At 62.7% G+C, this 10,574-nt stretch carries 12 protein-coding genes; 5 read left to right on the top strand and 7 right to left on the bottom strand.

The features are described 5' to 3' along the window. The 3 genes from katG to WBF82_RS02870 all read right to left on the bottom strand — a co-directional run. Positions 1-2,150 (bottom strand): catalase/peroxidase HPI (gene katG, locus WBF82_RS02880; RefSeq protein ID WP_424381594.1); only part of this gene is annotated, 2,150 nt, incomplete at its 3' end. A gap of 18 nt (positions 2,151-2,168) precedes the next feature. Next, the gene (locus tag WBF82_RS02875) at positions 2,169-2,615 is read right to left on the bottom strand and encodes a Fur family transcriptional regulator (RefSeq protein WP_424381592.1); all 447 of its coding nucleotides are present in this window, start codon (positions 2,613-2,615) and stop codon (positions 2,169-2,171) included. Positions 2,616-2,664: 49 nt separating this feature from the next. Then, on the bottom strand, positions 2,665-3,351 hold the full coding sequence (locus WBF82_RS02870) for a hypothetical protein (RefSeq protein WP_424381591.1): 687 nt from the start codon (positions 3,349-3,351) through the stop codon (positions 2,665-2,667). A gap of 117 nt (positions 3,352-3,468) precedes the next feature. On the opposite strand from WBF82_RS02870, the gene WBF82_RS02865 reads away from it, so the two are divergent. Beyond that, positions 3,469-5,010: an FAD-dependent monooxygenase gene (locus tag WBF82_RS02865; protein ID WP_424381590.1), complete on the top strand. Its 1,542-nt coding sequence runs from the start codon at positions 3,469-3,471 to the stop codon at positions 5,008-5,010. On the opposite strand, the gene WBF82_RS02860 is transcribed toward WBF82_RS02865, so the two are convergent. Both WBF82_RS02860 and WBF82_RS02855 read right to left on the bottom strand, forming a co-directional pair. Continuing rightward, positions 5,007-5,453, bottom strand: coding sequence for an SRPBCC family protein (locus tag WBF82_RS02860; RefSeq protein ID WP_424381589.1), 447 nt, complete (start codon positions 5,451-5,453; stop codon positions 5,007-5,009). The two genes, WBF82_RS02865 and WBF82_RS02860, sit on opposite strands and share 4 nt — an antisense overlap. 4 nt (positions 5,454-5,457) lie before the next feature. Beyond that, positions 5,458-5,874 (bottom strand): ferritin-like domain-containing protein, encoded by a 417-nt coding sequence (locus WBF82_RS02855; protein ID WP_424381588.1) that lies wholly within the window; start codon positions 5,872-5,874, stop codon positions 5,458-5,460. A gap of 56 nt (positions 5,875-5,930) precedes the next feature. Between WBF82_RS02855 and WBF82_RS02850 the strand changes: the two genes are divergently transcribed. Beyond that, positions 5,931-6,320, top strand: a complete 390-nt coding sequence (locus tag WBF82_RS02850; protein WP_424381587.1) for a DUF732 domain-containing protein — start codon at positions 5,931-5,933, stop codon at positions 6,318-6,320. Positions 6,321-6,341: 21 nt separating this feature from the next. On the opposite strand, the gene WBF82_RS02845 is transcribed toward WBF82_RS02850, so the two are convergent. Then, positions 6,342-7,643: an MFS transporter gene (locus WBF82_RS02845; protein ID WP_424381586.1), complete on the bottom strand. Its 1,302-nt coding sequence runs from the start codon at positions 7,641-7,643 to the stop codon at positions 6,342-6,344. A 105-nt stretch (positions 7,644-7,748) separates the two neighbouring features. Between WBF82_RS02845 and WBF82_RS02840 the strand changes: the two genes are divergently transcribed. The 3 genes from WBF82_RS02840 (at position 7,749) to WBF82_RS02830 (ending at position 9,823) form a co-directional block, all read left to right on the top strand. Further along, a complete protein-coding gene (locus WBF82_RS02840) occupies positions 7,749-8,039 on the top strand; it encodes a YiaA/YiaB family inner membrane protein (protein ID WP_424381585.1) in 291 nt (96 codons plus the stop codon). Between the two features lie 425 nt (positions 8,040-8,464). Then, positions 8,465-8,767: a hypothetical protein gene (locus WBF82_RS02835; RefSeq protein ID WP_424381584.1), complete on the top strand. Its 303-nt coding sequence runs from the start codon at positions 8,465-8,467 to the stop codon at positions 8,765-8,767. Positions 8,768-8,938: 171 nt separating this feature from the next. Then, positions 8,939-9,823: a glycoside hydrolase family 25 protein gene (locus WBF82_RS02830; RefSeq protein ID WP_424381583.1), complete on the top strand. Its 885-nt coding sequence runs from the start codon at positions 8,939-8,941 to the stop codon at positions 9,821-9,823. A 1-nt stretch (position 9,824) separates the two neighbouring features. Here the strand turns inward: WBF82_RS02830 and WBF82_RS02825 are convergent, their stop codons facing one another. Continuing rightward, positions 9,825-10,460: an FKBP-type peptidyl-prolyl cis-trans isomerase gene (locus tag WBF82_RS02825; protein ID WP_424381593.1), complete on the bottom strand. Its 636-nt coding sequence runs from the start codon at positions 10,458-10,460 to the stop codon at positions 9,825-9,827. Positions 10,461-10,574: the final 114 nt, after the last annotated feature.

Here is a 10,574-nt window from a genome sequence, read left to right as displayed (position 1 = left end):
GCGTCGTCTTGAGCGTAGACCTCAGCCAACGCACGCAGCACCGAATTCGAGCCGAACACAAGGTCATTGGCGGTCGCCGTCCACTTGCGCTGACCGGAGGAGCGGTCGCTTACCTCGTAGACGTTCTCGCCCGACTCCGACGCCTTCCACTCGTTACCCATGTCGACCAGGTTGACGAAGAAGTCGTTCGTCAACACGCCTGGCTTGTCGGTGAACACGCCATGCTTGCTGCCGCCGTGGTTAGCACCGAGGGCACGCAGGCCGCCGACGAGCACCGTCATCTCCGGACCGGTCACGCCCAGCAGGTACGCCCGCTCCACCAGTAGCTGTTCGAGCGGTGCTTTCTCGCCGGGACGGATGTAGTTGCGGAACCCGTCGGCCCGCGGCTCGAGCATGGCAAACGACTCCACATCGGTGTTCTCCTGCGAGGCGTCGGTACGTCCCGGCGCGAAGGGTACCGAGATCTCGTGTCCGGCGTCCTTGGCCGCCTTCTCCACTGCCGCAGAGCCGGCCAACACGATCACGTCGGCCAGGGAGATCTTCTTACCATCGGAGGCCGAACCGTTGAAGTCCTGCTGGATCTTCTCGAGAGCCGGCAACACCTTGTTCAGCTCGGACGGTTCGTTGACCTCCCAGTTCCGTTGCGGCTCAAGGCGTAACCGCCCGCCATTTGCGCCACCGCGCTTGTCGGTGTTGCGGTAGCTCGCCGCCGCCGACCATGCGGTCTTGACCAGCTGGGGAACGGAGAGTCCGGAGTCGAGCACCTTCTTCTTCAGCGCCGCAACGTCGTTGTCGTCGACCAACTTGTGGTCCACCGCCGGAACGGGGTCCTGCCACAGCTGCGGCTCTGCAACCCACGGCCCGAGGTAGCGCGATACCGGTCCCATATCGCGGTGCAGCAGCTTGTACCAGGCCTTGGCGAATGCCTCGGTCAGCTCCTCGGGGTGTTCCAGCCACCGCTTGGTGATGTCGCGGTAGATCGGGGACTCACGCATGGAGATGTCGGTGACCAGCATCGTCGGGGCGCGACCCGGCCCGCCGAACGGGTCGGGGATGGTGCCCGCACCCGCGCCATCCTTGGCGACGAACTGGTAAGCACCGCCGGGGCTCTTTGTCAGCTCCCACTCGTAGCCGTACAGCGTCTCGAGGAAGGTGTTGTCCCACTTGGTCGGGGTGGGCGTCCAAACGACCTCCAGGCCGCTGGTGATGGCGTCCTTGCCCACTCCGCTGCCGTAGGAGCTCTTCCAGCCCAGCCCCTGCTGTTCGAGCGGGGCGGCCTCCGGCTCGGGACCAACAAGGTCCCCGTCGCCTGCGCCGTGGGTCTTGCCGAAGCTGTGGCCACCGACAATAAGCGCCGCGGTCTCCTCGTCGTTCATCGCCATCCGGCCGAACGTCTCGCGAATATCGATCGCCGCGGCAATCGGATCCGGCTTGCCTTCGGGGCCTTCGGGATTCACGTAGATCAGGCCCATCGTGGTCGCGCCGTAGGGTTGAGCGAGATCCCGCTTACCTGAGTAGCGCTTGTTGGTGCCCAACCATTCGTCCTCTTCTCCCCAGAGGATCTCCTCGGGCTCCCAGACGTCTTCGCGACCGAAGGCGAAACCGAAGGTCTTGAATCCCATCGACTCCAAAGCGCAGTTGCCGGCGAAGATGATCAGGTCGGCCCAGGAGATCTTGTTGCCGTACTTCTTCTTGACCGGCCACAGCAGCCGACGCGCCTTGTCCAGGCTCACGTTGTCGGGCCAACTGTTGAGCGGGGCGAAGCGCTGCATACCCTGGCCGCCGCCACCGCGGCCGTCCTGAATGCGGTAGGTGCCCGCAGCGTGCCAGCTCATCCGGATGAACAGGCCGCCGTAGTGCCCGTAGTCGGCGGGCCACCAGTCCTGCGAGGTGGTCATCACCGAGATCACGTCCGCCTTGAGCGCGTCGACGTCGAGCTTGGCGAACTCCGCGGCGTAGTCGAAGCCGTCGCCAAGAGGGTTGGACTGCGGCGAGTGCGGATGCAGCCTTGACGGGTCGATCTGATCAGGCCACCAGTCCTGGTTCTTCAGCGGCGCATGCGATTTCGGCTCCGGCGCATCGATAACCGGGTTTTCACTTTCGCTGCCCTTGTGGGTTGTATCGGATGACACAGCGTTCCTTTCAGAGATAGTTGAATCGGCTTGTGATCACGGCTGTGATCCGGAATTTGCGGTCGAGCAATCGGGGCACAAGCCCCAGTAGATGACTTCTGCCTCGTCGAGAACGAAGCCATCCAACGCGTTGTCGTCGTCGAAAGGGGTCAGGCACGGCGCATCACCGACCGCACAATCGACGTCCGCGATCACGCCACAAGATCGGCATACGACGTGATGGTGGTTGTCGCCGACCCGAGACTCGTAGCGGGCAACCATCCCCGATGGTTGGATCCGTCGAACCAGACCTACCGCGGTCAGCGCGTTGAGCACGTCGTACACGGCCTGGCGCGAGACATCGGGCAGGCCGCTGCGTACCGCGGACAAGATCGTCTCGGTATCGGCATGCGGATGGAAATCCACCGCCTCCAGTACGGCGACCCTGGGCCGGGTCACTCGCAAATCGGCCATCCGCAGCTGCGCCGCGTAATCCGCCGACATTGACGACACCACATCAATATGCCGCTGTTGTTTGGAACGAGTCAAGACCTTATCTGGAGTCGGTCAAAAATTTTATCGCGGCATCGGCCGCCCGTTCAGCGGCGAGGTTGGCCGCGTTGGCGAGGCGGATCAGGCGGGGTAGGGCGCCGGGGTGCGTGACGATGTAGCGGGCGGCGGCCGATAAGTTCGGTCTGCCATCGGGGTGGGTGAGGCCGACAGTGTCGGCGTCTACGGTGCCGTCGCCGACCCGGTCGCTGATTGCACGCACGACCGACCAGGGGACGCCGCGTTCGTGGCAGATTTTCGCGACGGCGGCCGTCTCCATGTCGAGTGCGATTACGCCGCGCGCGCGTAGGTCGGCATGTAGCACCGGATCGAGCAGCAGCTGGTCAGTCGTGCACAACGTCCCGTGGGCGTTGCCGTTGCCGAGCGGTGTGGGCCGGTACTCTGCGCCGTCCGGGCCGTCGGTGACCAGCTGGGGGCACACCAACGTACCGATCGGCGTCTGGTTGTCGGTAGCGCCGGCGGTGCCGACGACGATGACCAACTCGGCGTCGAGGGTGTCCAGCAAGCGGGTTGTCGCGGCGGCCGCCAAAGCCGGGCCAATCCCGATCACCGCCGCGATCACCGCGTGCTCGCCGATCCGGCCGGTGTAGCCCGGCCCGGACTTGCGAAGCCTGAACCGCCGTCGCAGCGGCCGCAGTTCCATGGGCATCGCGCACACCAAGGCGATCACCCGGTCATCGTATGCAGCGGGGAGACGTCGACCGCAGATGAAAAAGGAACGGAGAGAAATAACTCCGTCCCACTTCACTGTATAGCTCACCCGGGGGCTTGCCGCAAGACCAGGGTCATGCTGCAAAATCGCTGGCCGAAGCCAAAACTCAGCGAAACGGGGGGTTGCGAGGTGGGTGTCGAACATGCGGTGGTCGTTGCCGGGGGAGGCCCGACGGGCCTGATGCTGGCTGGCGAGCTGGCCTTGGCAGGAGTCGACGTTGCCATTGTCGAGCGGCGCACCAACCCGGACCTGGTTGGTTCCCGGGCCGGCGGTCTGCATTCACGCAGCATCGAGATCCTCGATCAGCGTGGGATCGCTGATCGATTCCTATCGCAGGGGGAGGTGGCGCAAATCGCGGGATTTTCCCAGATTCGTTTGGACATCAGTGACTTTCCCACCCGGCATCCCTACGGGCTCGCGCTGTGGCAGAACCACATCGAGCGGATACTGGCCGGCTGGGTAGACGAGCTGGCCGTCCAGATCTATCGAGGGTGCGAGGTAACGGGTTTCGGTCAAGATCGCGCCGGCGTTGACGTCAAGCTGGCCGGCGAAAGGTTGCTTCGGGCGGAGTATCTCGTCGGGTGCGACGGAGGGCGCAGTGCGATCCGCAAAGCAGCAGGCATCGAGTTTCCCGGTTGGGATCCGACGATGAGCTACCTGCTCGCCGAAGTCGAAATAGCACCCGAACCGGACCAGTCGCCGGAATGGGGGATTCGCCACGACGCGCTGGGGGTCCACGCGTTCAGCAGGTTGGAAGATGGCGGACCGGTACGGGTCATGGTTACCGAGAAGCGCCTCGGCCCCAACAGCGAAGCCACCTTGGGCGAGCTGAGCGAAGCGCTCATCAACGTATACGGAACTGATTACGGAATCCACAGTCCTACATGGATTTTCAGGTCGACGGATATGGCGCGACAGGCGGGGGCCTATCGCGACGGGCGTGTTCTGCTAGCCGGCGATGCCGCGCACGTGCATCACCCGATCGGAGGACAGGGGCTGAACACGGGTGTGCAGGATGCGATGAACCTGGGATGGAAACTCGCCCAGGTGGTCCACCACACGTCGCCCGACAGCCTGCTCGATACCTATCATGCCGAACGGCACCCGATCGCCGCGCGCGTGCTGCGTAATACACTGGCGCAGCTTGCACTCCTTCACCGCCCGACTGACGATCATATTAAGGCCTTGCGCGACACCATGTCTGACCTTCTCAGCATGGACGAGCCTCGAAAACGCTTTGCCGCCATGATGACCGGCCTTGACATCCACTACGACCTCGGTGCCGGACACCCGCTGCTCGGGCGTCGCGTGCCGGATCTGGACCTGGTCACCGAAAACGGCCCGCTGCGCGTTTTCGCCCTGCTGCATGACGCCCGCCCGGTGCTGCTGAGCCTCGGCGAGCCTGGTGACGTCGACATCGAAGCGTGGGCGAATCGGGTCAAAGTGATCAACGCGAAATACGTTGGTGAATGGAATCTTCCGGCACTTGGCGTGGTGACGGCTCCCACCGCGGTTTTGATCCGGCCGGACGGATATGTGGCCTGGGTGGGGGAGCACGATCAGCTCGGACTCCTCGATGCGCTCACCGCCTGGTTCGGGGCTCCCAGTGGGCGCTAATCGGCGGACTTCTTGATCTCGAGAACCCGCTGGCGCAAACCCTCGGTGGCAGTCTCCATCAGCCCTTTAGCGCCCCTCTTGATCAGAAAGCCGGGAATCGGAACGATCGGATCGACGGTCAGCTCGAAGCTGACCCGAGTGGAGTCCCCATCGGGAATCAGCGTGTAGCGAGCGTCCTGGGCGCGTTGCTGTTTTGCGCTGACCAGCCTCCAGCTCACTCCGTCATCGTGAACGGAGTAGGCCAGCACCTGCTCATCGGTCATACCGACAATCTTGACCACTTGGCGCGACTTGATCGGATGGCCTTGCTCGTCACGCTCGAGCACTTCGATTTTTTGATGCGCAGGCGACCACTGCGTCAACGACTCGAGGTCGAACAGAACGTCCATGATTTCGTCAGGCGTTGCCTCAATGACGACCTGACGCGTCTCGGTGACAGCCATCCGCTCAGCCCTCGAGAGCGTCTTGCAGCTCCCGCACGTGGTCCTGCGTTTGCTGCAGCAACGGCCGCAAGGCCTCGGCAACGTCCGGTAACCCCAGATCGTTCGCTTCGGTCACGCGTTGGCGATAGCGGTCCAATTGACGCTGCTCCAGTTCCATATCGGCTTTCAGGGCCGCTGCCCCGTCCGGCGCGTCGGGCACATCGGGGACTTTGACACTGGGCGTGCCGCCTAAGAAGTCAATCTGCTGAGCGAGGATCTTGGCATGCTGCAACTCTTGGGTTAGGTGGTTGTCCAGTTCCTCGGCGATCGAGCGGTATTCGGGCCCTTTGATCGTGGCACCGTGCTGGATGTACTGGATGATCGATTGGTACTCGGTGCCTAGGTCTTCGTTGAGCCGTTCGATGAAGGTACTGGTATCCATGGACGTAGATTCACCCGAGAATGCGCGCCTGAAACATCGTGTACGAGGATGAAGCAATGCGACTGTTGGTAGTGGTTACGGTCCTTGCCGCGGCAATCGGCCGCCTGGCCACGCCGGCGAAGGCAGACCCCGACCCCGATGCGGACTTTTTGGCTGCCCTTAACAAGGCCGGGATCACCTATCAAAGCGGACCCGACGCCATCGCCATCGGCAGGCGGGCATGCCAGTTGATGGACCAGGGTCACCCAGAAGCTGACGTCGTCAAAAGCATGACGCAGCAGAATTCAGGGTTCACCACCGACGGCGCCACCCAGTTCACGAAAATCGCGGAAGGCGCCTACTGCTCCCAATACCTAGGGGGAGGGCCATCACCGACACCGCCATCATCGTCGGCACCGTGGGTTCCGCCGTTCGATCCATTGCCGCCGCTACCACCCGCAATGTAGGCGGAGCAGGCAGCGTCCTTGCTAGCTCGAACTCTTGACCAGTTCCGAATCTTCTGCCAAGGCCTCGTCGGCCAAATTTTCGAGCTCTCTGCCTTTCGTTTCCGGTCCGAGCAGATACCCGATCACCGTCAACACCCAGAGGCCGGCCAACGCCAAATACGGCGTCTGCAGGCCGTAATGCATGATGGACCAACCGATCACGGTAGGCGCCGCAATCGATACGATGCGGCCACCGCCAACTGCGATCCCGAAGCCGGTGCCGCGCAGAATCGTTGGGAAAAGCTCGGCGATGTACGTGTCGCCGACGCCCCACAGCCACCCAAGCGTGGCGATCGCGATCGCGCCGAAGACCTGGTATTCGGCTAGCGAATCGGAGGTGGCTGCCAGGATGGTCGCGACGACCTCGACCAACGCGGCGACGATCGCCGAAGGTCGCCGGCCGATCCAGTCCGCAAGTGCAGTCCCGGCGTAAGCAAACACCGCTTGCAGCAAGAAGAACACCAGCGCGTAGCGGATCGCCTCGATCGGCGAAGCATGAAACCTTTTCACGATGTACGTCGTCAGAAACAGCGTCATGCCCCAGTAGCCGACTGCGTTGGCGGTGTAAATGAGCCAGCCCGCGACGAGGCGTCGGCGCACGCCGGACAGTTGCCAAAGTTGAGGCCTGGCAACCCCGGTCGCCACTGTTGCCCGTACGTCGTTGTAGCGATGCGACTCGGTGATACCGCGTCGGACAAGGAACAACAGAACTGCGGGCACAATCGCGACGATGAACGCCGATTGCCAGCCAAAACGGGGAACCAGGGCCAGTGCGACGCCCGCCGCAAGGACGTAGCCCAGTGAGAAGAGCGAGAAGATCACCCCGCCGACACCGATCGCGCGGGTCTTTGCGGGCCAAACCTCCGCCGTGTATGGCGCCCCGACCGCAAGCTCGCCCGCGCCCCCGACGCCGGTGAGGAATCGCAGCCCGGTAAAGGCGGCGATGTTTGTGGTGAGCCCGGCCAACGCAGTCGTCATGCCGTAGAGCAGGATTGAGGCTCCAAGGGTGGCTTTACGGCCCCACCTGTCTGCGGCCAATCCGAAGCCGATCGTGCCGATCGTGTAGCCGAGCAGGAAGATCGAACCTATGTACCCGGCTTGGGCTTCGGTAATGTGCAACGTCTTCTTGATTTCTGGCAGCACCAGCCCATAGATGTTCACCGCGTATGAGTCGAAGCCGTAACCCAATCCGGCGGTCACGGCGACAAAGAGCGCCTGCTTGAAAGTCGCAGGTATGGCTCGGGGTATCTGACGGGCCGAGATACCGGTCGCGGTTGACGTCATCCGTGAACGGTATGTAGCCAGGCAGTCATCGGAGAAGAATCAAGATCGTCGTGATCAAAAATTTAGTGCGGGGACGGCACTCGCGCTGCCCGCATACTAGTTGCCATGAGTATTTCCAATGGCATGTCGAAGACGACCGCGGCGTTCTTCATGCAGACGGTAGTCGCTTTCGCAGTAAGCTTCCTCGGCTTGCTCGGTGGGATCCTTTTCCTTCCGCTGGACCCTTGGCAGCGCTTGTTTCTCGGCACTAGCGCGCTGTTCCTCGTCTCGAGCGCGTTCAGCTTGGCAAAAGTCGTCCGTGATCAGCAGGAAGCCACGACCGTACGCGTTCGCCTCGACGAGGCACGCATGGAAAAGCTGCTCGCAGAACATAATCCGTTCATCGGCGTGAGTTGACAGTGGCCCTTCGGCATCTAGGCGGCGTTGTCGACCGAGTTGAAAACATTGACGGCGTGAGCAAATGGTTCTGGGGTCACGCCGATGGGGCCAAAGGGGTGATCGAGAGTGAAGACGAGATACAGAAGCAAGGCAAGTAGGACGGTGACGGCACATGGCTTGCCAGCCACACGCTGCCCACCGCTATCAGCACCGCGCCAATGACCACGATGCCTAACAGCAGCCAAGCGCCGACTGCCCCAAAGTCGCCCATCGATGAACAATGATGTCAATCACTACGATCCCTCAGCGCCCGATTCCGGCAAACAAGATTCACGATCCGGCGCATCGGAGCCGCGTCAAATCTCGAAAACGTCGAATGCTGTTCAACATCTCGTCGGTTTGGATCGGCTGCCTGGAAAGCAAAAAGCCTAAAATTCCACGATATGAGCACTCCTGTGAGCACTGCTTCGCCTGGGCCCGGTTGGTGGCAGGCGTCAGACGGTAACTGGCACCCGCAGCGGTGGGAAACCACCTTCACCTACAGCACTCACGAGTCGCTGCAGGCGGTGATAGAGGAGGCCGGCCGCCAGACTGAAGCCTATGGGCAGCAGGGCTGGGAGATTGTCGGCTCTTCGGTTCAGCGCGTTCAGGTCGCCCACCACTTCCGCGACTACGACAAGGGTGGGGACCTGTTGTTCGAATGGAGCATCGTCTCCACATTGAAACGGCCCCTTCCGCCCGGATAAACAGCCCCTAAAGCACTTGTAGCACAAGTCATCACGGGGTTTATGGCCGTGACGGTCGGGTACGCCGAAAGCGCGAAAGTTCAAATGCACCGGCGTGTTGTTGGGCCAATATCGCAATTATCGCTACGGTAGGCACGCGGACGAGCCCAAACGCCCTGGGGGAGAAGACCCGTGACCTTGTACGGCATCGATGTGGCCAGCTACCAAGCGGGACTGAACCTTGCCGAGGTCAAGGCCGAGGGCTTCGACTTCATCCTCGCCAAAGCCACCCAGGGCAGCGGCTACGTGGACCCTTACTGGGTCTCGTTTCGGGACGGCGCGAACGCCAACAACCTCATCCTGGTCGCTTACCACTACGTCACCCTCGACCCGGCGGCCGCCCAGGCTGACAACCTGGTCGGCGCTCTCGGCGATATCAGCATCCCGGTGATGCTCGACTTTGAGGCCGGCTCCGGCGATCTGGATAACTTTTGGGCGGTCGCCGACGCGATCAGCGCGGCGGGCGCACACGTAGCGTTGTCCTATATTCCGCATTGGTATTGGCAGGAGATCGGCTCACCCGACCTGACCGGCGTTCCCGGTCTGGTCGCGTCCGATTACGTCGGCGGCACCGGTTATGCCAGTGCGCTGTATCCCGGCGACGATTCCGGCTTCTGGACCGGTTACGGCGGCGTCGACCCGGTGATTCTGCAATTCACCGACGCCGCGCAGGTCGCCGGACAACGCGTCGACGCCGATGCGTTTGTCGGGACCGTCGAAGAACTTCAGCAATTGCTCACGACAGGAGAACACATGACACCCGAGCAGGCGCAGCAGCTCCAGGAGATCTGGGTTCAGCTCCTCGGCCCGAGCGGCCAGGGCTGGCCACAACTCGGTAACCGCACCCTTGTCGATGCGCTGGCTATCGTGCTTACCCAGCTGGTCGGCCAGGACGCGAGCGGGTTCGCAGGCTGGCCGCAGACTGGCGGTCGCACCGACACCGACCTGATCGCGGCGATCGCCGCGGCGCTCAAGGTTCCCAGCACGTACGACACCAAGAACCCGAGCAGCAGCTGAATCAGCCCGAGACGCTGAGGATTTTGATCGCGAAGATCAGCGTGTCGCCCTTCTGGATCCCGGCGCTGGGCTGACCGTCGGGGTATCCGTCCGCAGAGGTCATCGCGACACCGACGGTGGATCCGACCTTCTGCCCGGCGATCGCCTTCTGAAAGCCCGGAACGACTCCGTCGAGGGGGAATTGAGTTGAACTGCCACGTTCGTAGGCACTGTCGAACACGCGGCCGTCGCGTCCGTTGACGCCCATGTAGCAGACGGAGACTGTGGCCGTGGGCGCAACGACCGGCCCATCTCCGGCATGCAGCGTGTGCACCTCGGTTTGAGTCACGCTGAACGGAGCCGTGACGTCGACGCGCGGAGCGGTCGTATCTGTCGAACCCGTGACCGCGACGCTGCCAGTGGTTCCCGTCAGAGTCCACTCGGGTGTACCCCCATCGCGCGGTGCCGCGGTGGGGCAGGTGCCGTCTGAGGTCGCCGGTTCTGTCGAAGACGGCGGCGTCACCGTTTCGCTAAGAGCGGGCCCGCTTGCCGATGCGGAGGACGTGCTCGCCGAAGGAGTTGTCTTATCCGAGCCGCACGCAGCCAGCATCGTGACGGCCGATACCGCACAGACCCCGAGCGCGGCCGAAGAATACACACGGAAGAAGTTCACGCTCGTCACGCTACATCCGTGATCCTGCAATCCTTGCAACCAGCCTGCGATTTCGACCGAGGGGAACTCGTCGAACAGATCCTGGATCGCCGCCCATAG

It is taken from the genome of Mycobacterium sp. (assembly GCF_049673265.1).
Lineage (GTDB): Bacteria > Actinomycetota > Actinomycetes > Mycobacteriales > Mycobacteriaceae > Mycobacterium.
Note: the sequence above shows the minus strand (reverse complement) of the source record. Positions and strands in the feature narration are given on the sequence as shown.

Excerpts from the sequence above, each read along its gene's own strand:
- WBF82_RS02875 (WP_424381592.1), bottom strand. The coding sequence starts at position 2,615 with ATGTCGGCGGATTACGCGGCGCAGCTGCGGATGGCCGATTTGCGAGTG.
- WBF82_RS02845 (WP_424381586.1), bottom strand. The coding sequence starts at position 7,643 with ATGACGTCAACCGCGACCGGTATCTCGGCCCGTCAGATACCCCGAGCC.
- WBF82_RS02860 (WP_424381589.1), bottom strand. The coding sequence starts at position 5,453 with ATGGCTGTCACCGAGACGCGTCAGGTCGTCATTGAGGCAACGCCTGAC.
- WBF82_RS02855 (WP_424381588.1), bottom strand. The coding sequence starts at position 5,874 with ATGGATACCAGTACCTTCATCGAACGGCTCAACGAAGACCTAGGCACC.
- WBF82_RS02835 (WP_424381584.1), top strand. The coding sequence starts at position 8,465 with ATGAGCACTCCTGTGAGCACTGCTTCGCCTGGGCCCGGTTGGTGGCAG.
- WBF82_RS02865 (WP_424381590.1), top strand. The coding sequence starts at position 3,469 with ATGCTGCAAAATCGCTGGCCGAAGCCAAAACTCAGCGAAACGGGGGGT.
- WBF82_RS02840 (WP_424381585.1), top strand. The coding sequence starts at position 7,749 with ATGAGTATTTCCAATGGCATGTCGAAGACGACCGCGGCGTTCTTCATG.
- WBF82_RS02850 (WP_424381587.1), top strand. The coding sequence starts at position 5,931 with ATGCGACTGTTGGTAGTGGTTACGGTCCTTGCCGCGGCAATCGGCCGC.